Source organism: Lentzea sp. NPDC102401 (genome assembly GCF_044765805.1).
Lineage (GTDB): Bacteria > Actinomycetota > Actinomycetes > Mycobacteriales > Pseudonocardiaceae > Lentzea > Lentzea sokolovensis.
Window position 1 is genome coordinate 26,922 of sequence record NZ_JBIWKS010000019.1, and the last position, 14,667, is coordinate 41,588.

The window sequence follows — 14,667 nt, forward strand, 5'->3', positions numbered from 1 at the left end:
GCACGAGGAGTCAGCGAACAATGGCCTTCTCCGTCCAGATGCCCGCACTCGGTGAGAGCGTCACCGAGGGCACGGTCACCCGGTGGTTGAAGCAGGAAGGCGACCGGGTGGAGGTGGACGAGCCGTTGCTCGAGGTCTCCACCGACAAGGTCGACACCGAGATCCCGTCCCCGGCGGCCGGTGTCCTGCAGAAGATCGTCGCGCAGGAGGACGACACCGTCGAGGTCGGCGGTGAGCTCGCGGTCATCGGTGACGGCGACGCCGCCCCCGCCGCCGAGCCCGCCCCCGCGCAGGAAGCTCCCCAGCAGTCGACGCCGTCCGCGCCGCCCGCCGAGGAAGCCGCTCCCGAGCCCGCCCCCGCCGCCGAGGCTCCGGCCGCGCCGTCCGGTGGTCCGGCCGAGGGCACCGACGTCACGATGCCCGCGCTCGGCGAGTCCGTCACCGAGGGCACCGTCACCCGCTGGCTGAAGCAGGTCGGCGACAGCGTCGAGGTCGACGAGCCGCTGCTCGAGGTGTCGACCGACAAGGTCGACACCGAGATCCCGTCGCCGGTCGCGGGCACGCTGCTCGAGATCAGCGCCGGTGAGGACGAGACCGTCGAGGTCGGCGGCAAGCTCGCCGTCATCGGTTCGGGCAGCCCCGCGCAGTCGGCGCCCGCTCCGGAGAGCAAGCCCGAGCCGAAGCAGGAGTCCGCTCCCGCCCCGGCCCCGAAGCAGGAGTCCGCACCGGCTCCGGCTCCGAAGCAGGAGTCCGCACCCGCGCAGCAGCCAGCTCCCGCTCAGGAGTCCGCACCGGCTCCGGCCGCGTCTTCTTCCGACGACGCGAACGGCACGCCGTACGTCACTCCGCTCGTGCGCAAGCTCGCGTCGGAGAACGGCATCGACTTGGGCTCGCTCAAGGGCACCGGTGTCGGCGGCCGCATCCGCAAGCAGGACGTGCTCGCCGCCGTCGAGGCCAAGAAGGCCCCGGCTCCGGCACCGGCCGCTCCTGCCGCGTCGGCTCCGGCCGCTCGCACCGCCGCGCCGGCCGCGGCCGACAACTCGGGCAAGCGCGGCACCGTGCAGAAGCTCCCGCGGCTGCGTCAGATCGTCGCGCAGCGCACGCGTGAGTCGCTGCAGATGTCGGCCCAGCTCACCCAGGTGTTCGAGGTCGACGTGACCAAGATCGCCCGGCTGCGCAACCAGGCCAAGAAGGCGTTCGAGGCTCGTGAGGGCGCGAAGCTCACGTTCCTGCCGTTCTTCGCCAAGGCCGCCATCGAGGCCCTCAAGGCCCACCCGGTGCTCAACGCGTCGATCGACGAGGAGCGCAAGGAGGTCACCTACCACGGTGCCGAGCACCTCGGTCTGGCGATCGACACGGAGCGCGGCCTGCTCAACGCCGTGATCCACAACGCCGGTGACCTGAACCTGTCGGGCATCGCCCACAAGATCGGTGACCTGGCGGCGCGTGCCCGCTCGAACAAGCTCACGCCCGACGAGCTCGCCGGCGGCACGTTCTCGCTGACCAACCTCGGCAGCAACGGCGCGCTCTTCGACACCCCGATCATCCAGCAGCCGCAGGTCGGCATCCTGGGCGTCGGCGTGGTCAAGAAGCGCGCGGTCGTCCTGACCGACGAGGACGGCAACGACACCATCGCGATCCGTTCGATGATGTACCTCGCGCTCACCTACGACCACCGCCTGGTCGACGGTGCCGACGCGGGCCGCTTCCTCACGACGGTCAAGAACCGTCTCGAGGAAGGCGCGTTCGAGGCCGACCTCGGTCTCTGACCCGCGTTCACCAGCACTGATATCCGATATATCGGATATCGCCTGGATAGTGTGACCTGAAGGCCATCCCGGTTTGCCGGGGTGGCCTTCGGCACATCCTGGGTCCGGTATGCGAAGTACGGCTGTGCACGTGATGCGTCAGTGGGGAACGATCTAGGTATGCGCGTAGTCATCGCGGGATCGTCGGGATTGATCGGCACGAGCCTGGTGGCGTCCATGCGCGCCGCCGGCCACGAGGTGCTGCGGCTGGTGCGCCGCAAAGCCGCCGCGCCCGACGAACGCGGATGGGACCCGTACGCCGGGCGCATCGACGACGGAACGTTCGACGGCGTCGACGCCGTCATCAACCTGTGCGGCGCCGGCATCGGCGACAAGCGGTGGGACGACGCGCGCAAGCAGGTCCTGCACGACAGCCGGATCGTTCCGGCCGAGGTGTTGTCGGCGGCGGTCGTCGAGCACGGGGTGCCGACGCTGGTGAGCTCGTCGGGCGCCCACTTCTACGGCGACACCGGATCGCGCCTCGCGGACGAGGACGCACCGGGCGGCCACACCTACATGTCGCGGCTGACCCAGGACTGGGAAGCGGCGACGTCCGTGGCGCAGGAAGGCGGCGTGCGTGTCGTACTAATGCGCACCGCTGTCGTCGTCTCTCCGTCCGGTGGCGTTTTCGGGCGGTTGAGGCCGGTCTTCCAGTTCTTCCTGGGCGGCAAGCTCGGGTCCGGGGAGCAGTACTTCCCGTGGGTGTCGCTGGACGACGTCGTGTCGGCCTACCGGTTCGTCGTCGAGCACGACGACGTCCGCGGGCCGGTCAACGTCGCCGGTCCGACGCCGGTCACGAACGCCGAGTTCACCAAGGCGGTCGGTGCCGCGCTGCACCGGCCGACGCCGTGGACCGTGCCGGCGTTCGCCCTGAAGACGTTGCTCGGCGGTGAGATGGCCGAGGAACTGCTGCTCAGCGGTCCCGGCCTGACGCCGAAGGTGCTGGAGAGCCGCGGCTTCCACTTCCTGCACCCGGCACTGCCGGCGGCGCTGAACGCGGCGGTCGCGTGACCCGAGTCGTCGCGGCACTCCTGCTGATCTCGTGGATCCTCCTGGGACTCCCCGAGATGACCGGGCTCGACGTGTGGGTGCACGACGAGTTGCCCCGGCCGGAGTGGCTGCGGGACACGGCGTTCGGGGTGGGTCTGGTGCTCGGGCCGACGATCGGGTGGGCCCTCGCGGCTGTGTTGTTCGTGCTCGCCTGGAAGCGGCGTGATCCGCGGCTGTGGAAGGCGTTGGCACTGCACGCGCTGTGCTGCGCGACCGTGCTGACGAGGTTCCTGTTCGACCGCGTCCGGCCCATCGAGTACCACCTGCCCAGCTATCCGAGCGGGCACACGGTGGCGGTCGCGTCCACGGCGTTCACACTGGTCGTGCTGTTGCGCCGGACCACGTGGAACGTAGCCCTGTGGGCCGTGCTCGCGGTGCTGGTGGGCGGCTTCGCCAGGGTCGTGCTGGAGATGCACTGGGTCACCGACGTCATCGGCGCCGTGCTGGGTGTGACAGGCGTTGGACTCGTGGCAGCACTCGCTCTGGGGTTGGTAACGTCGGGTCGTGAACTCGTGCCGCACTTCGTCAGACCCCGTCGTGATCCGTGAGCTGGGGCTCATCGACTACATGACGGCGTGGGACCTCCAGAAGGAGATCGCGGAGGCGCGCGCAGCCAGTGGTAGTACCGGCCCGGACACCCTTCTGCTGCTCGAACACCCGCCCGTCTACACCTGCGGCAGGCGCACCCTCGACGAGGAACGCCCACGCGGCGGCAGCACCCCGGTCATCGACGTCGACCGCGGCGGCAAGATCACCTGGCACGGACCCGGCCAGCTGGTCGGCTACCCGATCGTCAAGCTGACCGAGCCGATGGACGTCGTGGAGTACGTGCGGCGCATCGAACAGGGCCTGATCGACGTGTGCGATCAGCTCGGCGTGCACACCGGCCGCATCGAGGGCCGCAGCGGCGTGTGGCTGCCCGCCGACGACCGAGGCCCGGAGCGCAAGGTCGCCGCCATCGGCATCCGCGTGCAGCGCGGCGTGACCATGCACGGCTTCGAGATCAACTGCAACGCCGACCTCGGCGCGTTCGGCGACATCATCCCGTGCGGTATCAAGGACGCGGGCGTCGCTTCTCTCTCGCACGAACTGGGCCGCGACGTCACCGTCGCCGAGGTGCTGCCGCTCGCCCGTGACGCTGTGCTCGCCGCGCTCGACGGCACGCTCCCCCTGACGGACCGCACTTTGACCCGCACTGGCCCCGTCGCTCCGGGTATCACCTTCGCTAGCATTCCGTAGCCCTGCGGCGGGGAAGTCGCGGGATCGCGGAGGAGGGTGCGTCGTGAGCTTGTCCCGACGCCAGTTTTTCACGGCTGCCGGATTGACGGCGCTGGCAGGTGGAATCAGTTCGAACGGGCCGGTGGCGGCGGCCGCGCCCGTGCGGACGTGGAGCGGTGAGATCCAGGTCAGCGACTGGGAGCGGTACTACCTCGGGCTTGACGGTGGAGCGCACCAGAAGGCGCTCGGCGCGTTGAACATCGCCTGTCGCGACGGCGTCCGCGCCGACGAGCAGTACCTGATGGTGCCGGTCGAGTCCGTGCGACGGGCGGCCCTGGAGTTCGGCGACCACGCGGCCGCCGACATGTTGCGCGACCGGTTCGGTCTGGACTCGCCGTCGATGCTCGGACGCGGCCTCAAGCTCGTACTCGGGCAGGACGGGCTGGAGCGCCGCTACCTCGACGAACCCGCGTTGCAGCTGCGATACATCGGATATCGGCGGCGGTTCGCGGACCACGTTCTGCCCGTGCCGTCAGCGGTGCGCAAAGCGCTCGCCTGATATCCGATGTCCAATACCCGATATATCAGCTCACCGACATATCAGAGTTGAGGCGCGACGTCCGACGCGATGTCGGTGATGTGGTCGAGGTCCGCGAGGTCCAGCGTCTGCAGGTACACGCGCTGCACACCGGTCGCCTCCCGCCAGGCGCCGATGCGGTCGACCACCTCGGCCGGGGTGCCGGCCAGGCCGTTCTGCTTGAGCTCGTCGACCTCGCGGCCGATCGCGGCGGCACGGCGGGCGACGTCGGCGTCGGTCCGGCCGACGCACGCGACGAGGGCGACCGAGCGGATGATCTCCTTCGGGTCGCGGCCGGTCTCCTCGCAGGCGGTGTCGACGCGGGCGAACTGCTCGACCGCGGCGTCGATGCCGACGAACGGCAGGTTGAACTCGGTGGCGTAGGACGCGGCCAGGGCGGGCGTGCGCTTGGCACCCATGCCGCCGATCAGCAGCGGGACGCGCTCCTGCGCGGGCTTCGGCAGCGCGGGCGAGTCGGTCAGCGTGTAGTGCTTGCCCTCGAACGAGAAGGTGCCGCCGAGCGGGGTCTCCCACAGGCCCGTGATGATCGCGACCTGCTCCTCGTAGCGCTCGAACCGCTCCCCCAGCGACGGGAACGGAAGCCCGTACGCGGTGTGCTCGGCCTCGTACCAGCCCGCGCCGATGCCGAACTCCACGCGGCCACCGGACATCTGGTCGACCTGGGCGACGCTGATGGCGAGCGGTCCGGGGTGCCGGAACGTCGCGGCGGTCATCAGCGTGCCCAGGCGGATCGTCGACGTGTCGCGGGCGAGGCCCGCGAAGGTGATCCACGGGTCGGTCGGGCCGGGCAGGCCGTCGGCCGAGCCCATCCTGAGGTAGTGGTCGGAGCGGAAGAAGGCGCCGTACCCGGCGTCCTCGGCCGTCCTGGCCACCCGGAGCAGGTCGTCGTAGCTCGCGCCCTGCTGGGGTTCGGTGAAGATTCGCAGTTCCACAAACCCGAATCTAGTCCGAGGAAAAGCGCGGTGCAGGCACAGCCGCCCCGTCCGCGGTGAACACTCCGCGTGCCACCAGGTGCGGATGTGCGGCCGCCTCCTCCAGGGTCAGCACCGGCGTCACGCAGGCATCGGAGGACCCGAACACCTCCGACCACTCATCGCGGCTCCTGGTCAGGAACGCCTCGGCGAACGTCTTGCGCAGCAACGGCCAGGAGTCGCGGTCCAGCTGCTCGGGCAGGTCGGCGGCGTTCAGTCCCAGACCGGCCAGCAGCAGCGCGTAGAACTGCGGTTCCAGCGACCCCACCGCGACGGAACGGCCGTCCGCGCACTCGTAGATCGAGTAGAACGGGCACCCGCCGTCGAGCAGGTTCGAGTCCGGCGAGTCCTCCCACACCGACTGCGCCTTCATCGACCAGATCATCTGCGCCAGCGACGCCACCCCGTCGACGATCGCCGCGTCGACGACCTGGCCGAGGCCGGTGCGCTGCCGTTCCCACAACGCCGCCAGCACGCCCAGCACCAGGTACAGCGAGCCGCCGCCGAAGTCACCGACCAGGTTCAGCGGTGGCTTGCCGATGGCGTGCAGCACGCCGGTGACCGACAGGTAGTTGATGTCGTGGCCGGCGCGCTGAGCCAGTGGACCGTCCTGACCCCACCCGGTCATCCGCGCGTAGATCAGCCCGGGATTGACCGCCAGGCAGTCGGAAGGCCCGAGACCGAGCCGTTCCAGCACGCCGGGACGGAAGCCCTCGATCACCACGTCGGCCGCCGAGATCAGCGACAGCACCGAGGCGCGGCCGTCCGCGGACTTCAGGTCCGCCGACACCGAACGCCTGCCGCGCAACAGGAAGTCGCGGGAGGCGTCCGGCACCACGGACAGGCCGCCGGACGGACGCTCGACGCGCACGACGTCCGCGCCGAGGTCCGCCAGCAGCATCGCGCCGTGCGGGCCGGGACCGATGCCGCCGAACTCGACGACCTTCAGCCCGTCGAGCGGACCCATCAGGCTTCTGCGGAGGCTTCGAACGACAGGCGCGGGTTGAAGATCGCGCCCGAGGACTCGGCCAGGCCGCGCATGGCCTTGGCGTGGTTGCCGAAGTCCGGGTGGGCCAGGGCCGCGCGCAGGGCGTCGGCGCTCTCCCACAGCGCGATGTTGATGTAGGACGCCGGGTCGTCGAGCTGACGCGACAGCGTGTAGCGGATGAGGCCCGGCTGCTCGCGCAGGAAGGCGGCCGTCTCGTCGAAGGCCTTCTCGAACTCCTCCGGGTCACCGGTGAGCGTGAAGCGGTTGAGGAAGGTGATCATGAGGTGGCTCCTCCAGAAACGGTGTCAGGCTAGGCAGAACCATGCCCACCGCGTCTTGAGACGTGCTCAAGGAACGCCCGCCAAGCTCGACCTCATGCGCATCATCGATCTGTCTTCCCACATTGACGCATCCGCGTACGAAGCGGACCCGGTGACGCACGAGGTGCTCACGGCCGCCCAGGGTGCCGAACACATGGCCGAGCAGCTCAAGGCGCGGCTCGGCATCGAGTTCGACGTCTCCGTGCTGCGGGACTCCGAGTTCCTCACGCTGGACCGGATCAGCCTGACCTCCCACACCGGCACGCACGTGGACGCGCCGAGCCACTATGGCTCGAAAACCACGTACGGCAACGGAATCCCCCGCCACATCGACGAGATGCCGCTGGAGTGGTTCCACAACCCCGGCGTGAAGCTCGACGTCCGCGGCCACGGCACCGGCGTCATCGGTGTCGAGGTGCTGGAGAAGGAGTTCGCCCGCATCGGCTACACGCCGAAGCCGATGGACATCGTCATCCTCGACACCGGCGCCGCCGAGCACGCGGGCACCCAGACCTACTTCACCGACTACACAGGACTCGACGGCCCCGCCACGAACTTCCTGCTGGACCTGGGAGTCAAGGTGATCGCCACCGACGCGTTCAGCCTCGACGCGCCGTTCCCGGACATCGTCAAGCGCTACCTGGCGACCAAGGACCAGAGCGTGCTCTGGCCCGCGCACTTCGCCGGCCGCGACCGCGAGTACTGCCAGATCGAGCGTCTCGCGAACCTGGAGGCGTTGCCGGACTTCGGGTTCACCGTCGTCGCGTTCCCCGTCAAGATCAAGGGCGCCGGCGCGGGCTGGACGAGGGCCGTCGCACTGCTCGACGACTGAAACCAGACGACCGGCTCTCAAGTGAGAGCTGAATCACCGTACCTACCTTGGTGGGTATGGACAACAGTGAATGGCCACCAGAGAACGAAGACCACATCGTCCGCGGAATCGACTAGCGACCGCCAAAGGGCCGCCCTCACCCAGAAGGATCCAATTCTGGAGAGGGCGGCCCTTTTATATCGCCGTCACACCAAACGAGCGCGTGCCGTATCCACGGTGTCCGCCGCGTCCAGCAACGGCAACACCTGTGAGGCGCCGGAACGCACGGCCTTCGTCCGCCGCGCGAACGACGTCAAAGTCTGTCCGGGACCGGCTTCCACCAGCAGAACGTCGTACATCGCCACGAGTTCGTTGAGCGCCGGTCCGAAGTAGACGGCGTCGGTCAGCTGACGGGTCCAGAACCGCGCGGACAACGCGTCCTCAGGAGTCATCAGCTTGCCCGTGTACCCGGAGTACAACGGCATCCGCGGCGCACGCGGCGAAGCGCTCCACGAAGCCAGGGCCTCGTCCACGGCGGGCTGCATCGCCGGGCTGTGGAACGGCGTCGACGCCGGCACGGTCACGACGATGTACTCGTCGGCTTCCAGTCGCGCCCGCACACGGGCCAACGGCTCGTCGGACCCGGCCAGCATCGTCTGGCGGGCCGAGTTCACGGCCGCGATCGCCACGTCGCCTTCCAGGTACGGCACCAGGTCCGCTTCCGAAGCGGCGACGGCCAGCATGCCGCCGGAGGGAATCGGCACGGCGGACAACACCCGGTCCCGCACCAGGGACACAGCTTCCTCCAGCGTGAACACCCCGGCCAGCGTCGCCGCGACGACCTCGCCCGCGGAGTGCCCGATCAACGCGACGGGCTTGACGCCCCACGACAGAACGGTGCGCCCCAGCGCGTAGTCGATCGCGAACAGCAACGGCTGGGCCCGCGACACGTGATCGACGTCCGCGCCGGAAAGCCAGTCCTCGCAGGCAAGAGAGCCGACCTCGCCGAACAGCTCGAACACCTCGTCGATCACCGAGGTGAACACGGCATCCGTGCCGTACAGGGACGCCGCCATCCGCGGGTACTGCGATCCCTGGCCCGGAAACATCAGTGCTACGTCCACAACACGCCTCCAGAAACGGCTCAAGGCCGTGAAGGGGACACCTTCACGGCCTTGAGGCACCTGACCTCTACCTGTACTCGCGAACCACCATGGCGGAGTTGAAGCCGCCCTTGCCGCGCCCGAGCACCAGGGCGGCCTTGATCTTGCCGTGCCGCGCCTCGTTCATGACGAGGTCGATCTCGTACTCCGGCACCAGGTTCTCGACGTTGATGGTCGGCGGGATCGCGCTCCAGTAGATGGAGAGGATCGCCGACGCCACGTCGAGCGAGCCACCACCGGCGAACAGACGCCCGGTCATGGTCTTCGGCGCCGTCACCGGCACGCCGAACGGCCCGAAGATGCCCTTGATCGCCTCGGCCTCGGCCTTGTCGAGCTCGGGGATGCCCGCCGCGTCGGCGAACACCACGTCGATCTCCGAGGCGTCCATGCCGGCGTCGCGCAGCGCCAGCTCGGCCGCCCGCTTCAGACCCGGCTCCCGCGACGGCATCTTCGAGTCGAACGTCGAGGCGTACCCGACGATCTCACCGTAGATGCGTGTCCCCGGACGGCCGGCCGCCGACTCCGGCGTCTCGACCACCATGATCGCGCCACCCTCGCCCGCGACGTACCCGGAGGCGTCGCGGTCGAACGGCAGGTAGGCGCGCTTCGGGTTGTTGTTGCGGGACAGGCAACCCGAGGCCTGGTGGGCAACCCACGCCCACGGGCACAGCGAGGAGTCCATGCCGCCTGTCAGGGCGAGCTGGACACCCTTGCGCAGCTGGCGCCGGGCGTGACCGATGGAGTCGATGCCACCGGCCTGCTCGGACACCACCACCGCGCCGGGACCGCGCGTGCCGTGCCGGATGGAGATCTGGCCCGTGTTGACCGCGTAGAACCACGCGAACGACTGGTACGCCGAGACGTACTCCGGACCCTGGTGCCACAGCTTCTGCAGTTCGCGCTGTCCGAACTCGTACCCGCCGGCCGTCGCCGCGGTGATGACCGCGATGTCGGTGTCGGGGATGTCGTTCGGCTGCACGCCCGCACCACGCAACGCCCAGTCCGTGCCGACCAGTGTCAGCCGCGTCATGTGGTCCGTCTGCGGCAGCAGGCGACCCTGCAGGTGCCGCCCTGCCTCGAAGCCAGGCACCTCACCGGCGATCTTCGCCCAGTAGTTCGCGCTGTCGAACCGGGTGATCGGCCTGATCGCCGGCTCCCCGTGCAGGGTCGCCCGCCAGTACGCGGTCGGTCCCAAACCGTTCGGAGACGCGATGCCGATCCCCGTCACCACTGCCCGAGTCACCGGCCTGCCCCTTCCACCTTTTTGAGCACCATGGCGCTCTGGAATCCACCGAAACCACTGCCCACGGTCAGGAGGGTGTCGACCTTCTTCTCGCGCGCCACCAGTGGCGTGTAGTCGAGGTCGCACTCGGGGTCCTGCTCGTGGAGGTTCGCCGTCGGCGGGATGAGGTCCTGCTCGAACGCCAGCAGCGAGCCGACGATCTCCAGGGAACCGATCGCGCCCAGCGAGTGCCCGATCATCGACTTGAAGCCGGAGACCGGGGTCTTGTACGCGTGCGCACCCAACGAACGCTTGAAGGCGGCCGTCTCGTGCAGGTCGTTCTGCTTGGTGCCCGACCCGTGCGCGTTGATGTAACCGACGTCAGTGGCGTCCGCACGCGCCTGCTTCAGCGCGATGTTGATGGCGTCGGACATCTCGATGCCCTCGGGGTGCAGGCCCGTCATGTGGTAGGCGTTGCACCGCGAGGCGAAGCCGGCGACCTCACCGTAGATGTGCGCACCGCGAGCGCGGGCGTGCTCCAGCTCCTCGAGCACGATGATCGCGCAACCCTCGCCCAGCACCAGGCCGTCGCGGGTCTTGTCGAACGGCCGGCACGCCGTTGTGGGGTCGTCGTTGCGGGTGCTCGACGCACGGATCACGTCGAAGCAGACCACGGTGATCGGGGAGAGCGGAGCCTCGGTGCCGCCGGTGACGACGACGTCCGCGGAGCCCTCCAGGATCAGGTCGGCGGCGTAACCGACCGAGTCGAGACCCGAGGTGCAGCCCGTGGAGACCACGGAGACCGGTCCCTCGGCGCCCACTGTCCACGCCAGCTCCGTCGCCATCGAGGACGGCGTGAAGTAGTCGTAGAGGTGCGGGACCGCGTAGGACGCGTCGACCTCCCAGTACTTGCCCCGGTCGGAGCCGACGATGAACTCGCGCTCCAGCGAGGTCGTGCAGCCGACGGCGGTGCCGAGCGAGACACCGATGCGGCCGGGGTCGAGCTGGTCGAACTCGATGCCGGAGTCCGACATCGCCTCACGACCCGCGACGACCGCGAACTGCGCGGCTCGGTCGAGCCGGCGGATCTCCTGCGGCGTGAGGCCTTCGCGCACTGGATCGAAATCTGCTTCCCCCGCCATGCGGGAGCGGTACGGAGACGCGTCGAAGTGCGTGATGTTGCGAGTCGCCGTACGCCCTTCGGACAGCAGTTGCCAATACGCCTTCGTTCCGATGCCACCAGGTGCGACCACGCCCACCCCGGTGATGACGGCGCGACGACTCATCGGACACCTCCAATCGCCTTCTGTGCGGACACGGTCTGCTCCAATCTCGGACAGGGCACGGGAGCGATACCTTTTTCTGCCGAATGAACCAATGGTGGAACGCCCCGATCGAGGCCACCTCGAACGACGGCGTAGGACCCCTGTACGAGTCCGGCCCCCGCATCGGCCGCGAACAGCTGTTTCGCTGCCGAGCCGCCGTCGTCGTCACATCCGAAACCAAGGGGCACACCGGTTTCCGCGACCGCCGCGACGATCTCGCCGATCTGGTCCGGCCACAGCTTGCCCGCTGTGTCGTGCAGCAACACGGTTTCCGCCCCAGCCTCCGCGGCGGTCAGCACGACCTCCAAAGAGTGTTCGGGGTCGATCAGCCAGCCGTCGAAGAAGTCCCGCGCCTCGACGATCACTCGTCGTTCGGCGCGCACGAGTTGACGCACGGCCTCTCGTACCACCGAAAAGCCGTGCCCTTGGACGACTATCGCCACCGCGGGGGTTTCCGCGGCGATGAGTGCGGCGAGATCCTCCGCACCGCCTGACGCGATGAGGGTGGCGGCCCGCAACCGGAGTTCGACGGCCGCCCGGTGGTAGAACGACCGGGCGGGCCTGCCTCCGTCGACGAACGTGACTCCGAGCGCGTCGAGGCGCCGCGCCGCGACCAGTCTGTCCGAAATGGACAGGCCGGTGCGGCGCAGCGAGATGTCGTAGAGCTTCATCAGAACCCCGACAGCAGTACTCGGGAGGCCTCGATCTCGTAGGCACAGGGCGCCACGTCCGAAGAGGGACAACCCTTGCGCTCGTGCTCGACCGCGGCCTTCTCCAGGTACATGGAGACCACGTAAAGTCCGTTGCGGCTTGCAGCGCGTGCTGCGGCAGTCAGTAACTCCGCGCCACCCAACCCCATCGCGTCACCTCACCCGTTCTCGGCGAATTCCTTGGCGTGCCGGAGCGTCGTGAGGCTGTTGGTGCCCAGCGCGTGACGGATGAGCTCGCGAGCGCGCTCGATCGTCCCGTCGGCTCCCAGCACCTCGGGGATGACCTCGGGCCGGATGACGACGGTGTGGTGCGACGTCGCCTCGATGCCGGCCTCGATGCCGTCGCCGATGTCCCTGAACGTCCACCGGCCGACGTGCGCCGCCATGATCGGCGGTGTGTGCGTCTGCTTGTAGACGATGCCGTCGTACGGGGTGCAGACCCGCACCGAGTGCGTGGTGTGGATCGACCCGTCCGGGCTGCGCGTGTCCATCTCCATGGACTGCACGCCGGTGACGGCTTCCTTGAGGTCCAGCTTCGCCACGTGCGGCAGACGCTCCGGCCACAGGTCCGACCGGTACAGGAACTCGTAGACGTCCTTGCGGCTCGCGTGGATCGTGATGCTGTCGGAGAACGACAGCACCAGCTTGTCGTAGTCGTCGCCGTACTCGGCCGCCCGCTTGAGGGCGGCGAGCTCGGCGTCGCTGTTGTTGTTGACGGCGTTCAGGATGAGGTCGACCGCCTCTGGCTGCGCCGCGGTGAAGTGGTGGAGCAGATCGACCCGCGTCGCCGAATCGGCGATCGGGACGATCCGCCACTCCCCACCCATCGTCTTCACCGGTGCCGCCGAACGCTCCTGCTCGAACTTGATGTGCAGGTTCGCCGGGTCGAGCTCGCGCCGGGACGTCCACGTGCGCACGTCACCGTTGGCGAACGCGTGCAACCGCAACCGCTCCGTCGAGCCATCCCGTTCGAACACCTCGGCCTGGACCGTGGGTCCGAAGATGTACGGCCAGGTCGTCACGTCCGCGACCAGGTCGTACACCACCTTGGCGGGAGCCCCGATCATGACCGTGTGCGTGGTGGTGTGCGTCATGTCCGTCTCCGTATCCCGAGTCGCCGGCGTCAGGCCGCGATCTGTCCGTTGACCTTGTCCAGCAACTGACGCGGCGTCTCGATGTACGCCAGCTCGTCGTCGGCGATGGCGGCACCGTGCTTGCGCTTGATCAGCGCGACCGTCTCCAGCAGGGCGAGGGAGTCGAAGCCCAGCTCGAGGAACGGGATGTCGAGAATGTCCTGGCCCGGCTTGAACGAGTCGTCGTCGCCCGCGGCCTCGTTGAGGATCTCTTTGAGTCCCTCGATGGTCAGTGCGCTCACGGCTAGCTTCCTTTCCTCCAGCGGGCGGTTTCCGCGCGCCCACGACTGAGGTTGTCACCGCACGCCTGTAAGCCAGTGGAGAGATTCTCGAAGAAACCGTTGCACGACAAGCAAAAACGGCCCGCGCCACAGTGTGGCGCGGGCCGCTGGAGCTGTGATCTAAGCCAGAAGGCGTTGCAGCTGACGGGTTTCGGCGCTGTCGAGGCGCGGGTCGGACGTCAGGATCGCGTGCTGCAAAGTCTGCAGGCGCGACGACGGTTCGACTCCAAGTTCCTCGATCAGGGTGTTGCGCAGGCCCTTGAACGCGTCGAGCGCCTGCCACTGCCGGCCCGCGCGGAACAGCGAGATCATGTACTGCGCGCACAGGTTCTCGTTCATCGGGTTCTGCACGGTCAGCACCGAGAGCTCGGACAGCAGCGCCTTGTGCTTGCCCATCCGCAGCTCGGCGTCGATGCGCGCTTCGAGCACGCCCAGCCTGGCCTCTTCGAGACGCACGATCTCGATGCCGAGCGGCATGCCCGGACGCACGTCCACCACTGCGGCCCCGCGCCACATCTCGAGCGCCTGGCGCAGCAGCCGGGAGGCGGAGACGTAGTCCTCGACGTCGTAGGCCTGCTGGCCCGCGCGGGAGAGACGTTCGAACTCGTGCACGTCGACGGCCTCCGGCGGCACGTCGAGCAGGTAGCCGCCGTAGCGCGTGACCAGCACTTCCTTCGCCGCGCCCTCACCGGAGGTCGCCAGCGCGTCGCCGATGAGCTTGCGCAGCTGCAGGATGTAGGTCTGCAGGGTGGTGCGGGCGCTGCGCGGCGGACGGTCTCCCCACAGTTCCTCGATCAGCGTGGGAACGGACACGACCTGCCCGGAGTGCAACGCGAGCAGCGCCAGGATCTGCCGTGGCTTGGCCGCGGTGGGCGTCACCGAGCGACCGTTCACCTTGGCCTCGACTGGCCCCAGGACCTTGATCTGCATCGCGACCCCTCCTTCGGTTCCGAGCACGGGATTAGTCTGCTCGGCCCAACGGCGGGGCGTTAGTGCACAGGCCATCGATGTCAGGTGAGTTCTGCCCGTGGCGGGTATGAAAACTTCATACGAAGGCGCATTAGCCGGT

Annotated in this window: 17 protein-coding genes; 6 read left to right on the plus strand and 11 right to left on the minus strand. The window is 68.6% G+C overall.

Going from position 1 to position 14,667, the window contains the following annotated elements:
* Positions 1-20 precede the first annotated feature (20 nt).
* From sucB to ACIRG5_RS43420, 5 genes are all read left to right on the plus strand, one after another.
* Positions 21-1,769 carry a 2-oxoglutarate dehydrogenase, E2 component, dihydrolipoamide succinyltransferase gene (gene sucB, locus ACIRG5_RS43400; RefSeq protein WP_402916433.1) on the plus strand — a complete coding sequence of 583 codons (1,749 nt, stop codon included), beginning with the start codon at positions 21-23 and terminating at the stop codon, positions 1,767-1,769.
* 159 nt (positions 1,770-1,928) lie between these two features.
* Complete coding sequence (locus ACIRG5_RS43405; RefSeq protein ID WP_402916435.1) at positions 1,929-2,819, plus strand: TIGR01777 family oxidoreductase; 891 nt, start codon at positions 1,929-1,931, stop codon at positions 2,817-2,819.
* Complete coding sequence (locus tag ACIRG5_RS43410) at positions 2,816-3,406, plus strand: phosphatase PAP2 family protein (protein WP_402916437.1); 591 nt, start codon at positions 2,816-2,818, stop codon at positions 3,404-3,406. Before ACIRG5_RS43405 ends, ACIRG5_RS43410 begins: the two co-directional genes overlap by 4 nt.
* A complete protein-coding gene (gene lipB, locus ACIRG5_RS43415) occupies positions 3,363-4,097 on the plus strand; it encodes a lipoyl(octanoyl) transferase LipB (protein ID WP_402916439.1) in 735 nt (244 codons plus the stop codon). Before ACIRG5_RS43410 ends, lipB begins: the two co-directional genes overlap by 44 nt.
* A gap of 43 nt (positions 4,098-4,140) precedes the next feature.
* Positions 4,141-4,635 carry a hypothetical protein gene (locus ACIRG5_RS43420; protein ID WP_402916441.1) on the plus strand — a complete coding sequence of 165 codons (495 nt, stop codon included), beginning with the start codon at positions 4,141-4,143 and terminating at the stop codon, positions 4,633-4,635.
* Between the two features lie 41 nt (positions 4,636-4,676).
* Here ACIRG5_RS43420 and ACIRG5_RS43425 read toward each other — a convergent pair whose 3' ends face one another.
* Genes ACIRG5_RS43425 through ACIRG5_RS43435 form a run of 3 tightly spaced genes read right to left on the minus strand, consistent with a single transcriptional unit; the run spans position 4,677 to position 6,914 of the window.
* Positions 4,677-5,606, minus strand: a complete 930-nt coding sequence (locus tag ACIRG5_RS43425) for an LLM class F420-dependent oxidoreductase (protein WP_402916443.1) — start codon at positions 5,604-5,606, stop codon at positions 4,677-4,679.
* A gap of 10 nt (positions 5,607-5,616) precedes the next feature.
* Complete coding sequence (locus ACIRG5_RS43430; RefSeq protein ID WP_402916670.1) at positions 5,617-6,615, minus strand: CaiB/BaiF CoA transferase family protein; 999 nt, start codon at positions 6,613-6,615, stop codon at positions 5,617-5,619.
* Positions 6,612-6,914, minus strand: coding sequence for an antibiotic biosynthesis monooxygenase family protein (locus ACIRG5_RS43435; protein ID WP_402916444.1), 303 nt, complete (start codon positions 6,912-6,914; stop codon positions 6,612-6,614). The genes ACIRG5_RS43430 and ACIRG5_RS43435 overlap by 4 nt, the downstream gene beginning before the upstream one ends.
* A gap of 94 nt (positions 6,915-7,008) precedes the next feature.
* On the opposite strand from ACIRG5_RS43435, the gene ACIRG5_RS43440 reads away from it, so the two are divergent.
* Positions 7,009-7,785, plus strand: coding sequence for a cyclase family protein (locus ACIRG5_RS43440; RefSeq protein WP_319978427.1), 777 nt, complete (start codon positions 7,009-7,011; stop codon positions 7,783-7,785).
* A 185-nt stretch (positions 7,786-7,970) separates the two neighbouring features.
* Here the strand turns inward: ACIRG5_RS43440 and ACIRG5_RS43445 are convergent, their stop codons facing one another.
* The 8 genes from ACIRG5_RS43445 to ACIRG5_RS43480 form a co-directional block, all read right to left on the minus strand.
* Positions 7,971-8,888 carry an acyltransferase domain-containing protein gene (locus ACIRG5_RS43445; RefSeq protein WP_402916446.1) on the minus strand — a complete coding sequence of 306 codons (918 nt, stop codon included), beginning with the start codon at positions 8,886-8,888 and terminating at the stop codon, positions 7,971-7,973.
* A 67-nt stretch (positions 8,889-8,955) separates the two neighbouring features.
* Positions 8,956-10,170 carry a ketosynthase chain-length factor gene (locus tag ACIRG5_RS43450; protein WP_402916448.1) on the minus strand — a complete coding sequence of 405 codons (1,215 nt, stop codon included), beginning with the start codon at positions 10,168-10,170 and terminating at the stop codon, positions 8,956-8,958.
* A complete protein-coding gene (locus ACIRG5_RS43455; RefSeq protein ID WP_330270081.1) occupies positions 10,167-11,435 on the minus strand; it encodes a beta-ketoacyl-[acyl-carrier-protein] synthase family protein in 1,269 nt (422 codons plus the stop codon). Before ACIRG5_RS43455 ends, ACIRG5_RS43450 begins: the two co-directional genes overlap by 4 nt.
* Positions 11,432-12,145 (minus strand): hypothetical protein, encoded by a 714-nt coding sequence (locus tag ACIRG5_RS43460; RefSeq protein WP_402916450.1) that lies wholly within the window; start codon positions 12,143-12,145, stop codon positions 11,432-11,434. Before ACIRG5_RS43460 ends, ACIRG5_RS43455 begins: the two co-directional genes overlap by 4 nt.
* On the minus strand, positions 12,145-12,267 hold the full coding sequence (locus ACIRG5_RS43465; protein ID WP_402916452.1) for a hypothetical protein: 123 nt from the start codon (positions 12,265-12,267) through the stop codon (positions 12,145-12,147). Before ACIRG5_RS43465 ends, ACIRG5_RS43460 begins: the two co-directional genes overlap by 1 nt.
* A 75-nt stretch (positions 12,268-12,342) precedes the next feature.
* Complete coding sequence (locus tag ACIRG5_RS43470) at positions 12,343-13,278, minus strand: aromatase/cyclase (protein WP_093600029.1); 936 nt, start codon at positions 13,276-13,278, stop codon at positions 12,343-12,345.
* A gap of 29 nt (positions 13,279-13,307) precedes the next feature.
* A complete protein-coding gene (locus tag ACIRG5_RS43475; RefSeq protein WP_093600032.1) occupies positions 13,308-13,559 on the minus strand; it encodes an acyl carrier protein in 252 nt (83 codons plus the stop codon).
* Positions 13,560-13,718: 159 nt separating this feature from the next.
* A complete protein-coding gene (locus ACIRG5_RS43480; protein WP_402916455.1) occupies positions 13,719-14,528 on the minus strand; it encodes a BTAD domain-containing putative transcriptional regulator in 810 nt (269 codons plus the stop codon).
* Positions 14,529-14,667 lie beyond the last annotated feature (139 nt).

Coding starts and splice junctions, on each gene's coding strand:
- ACIRG5_RS43405 (WP_402916435.1), top strand. CDS start 1,929: ATGCGCGTAGTCATCGCGGGATCGTCGGGATTGATCGGCACGAGCCTG.
- ACIRG5_RS43480 (WP_402916455.1), bottom strand. CDS start 14,528: ATGCAGATCAAGGTCCTGGGGCCAGTCGAGGCCAAGGTGAACGGTCGC.
- sucB (WP_402916433.1), top strand. CDS start 21: ATGGCCTTCTCCGTCCAGATGCCCGCACTCGGTGAGAGCGTCACCGAG.
- ACIRG5_RS43470 (WP_093600029.1), bottom strand. CDS start 13,278: ATGACGCACACCACCACGCACACGGTCATGATCGGGGCTCCCGCCAAG.
- ACIRG5_RS43435 (WP_402916444.1), bottom strand. CDS start 6,914: ATGATCACCTTCCTCAACCGCTTCACGCTCACCGGTGACCCGGAGGAG.
- ACIRG5_RS43455 (WP_330270081.1), bottom strand. CDS start 11,435: ATGAGTCGTCGCGCCGTCATCACCGGGGTGGGCGTGGTCGCACCTGGT.
- ACIRG5_RS43460 (WP_402916450.1), bottom strand. CDS start 12,145: ATGAAGCTCTACGACATCTCGCTGCGCCGCACCGGCCTGTCCATTTCG.
- ACIRG5_RS43440 (WP_319978427.1), top strand. CDS start 7,009: ATGCGCATCATCGATCTGTCTTCCCACATTGACGCATCCGCGTACGAA.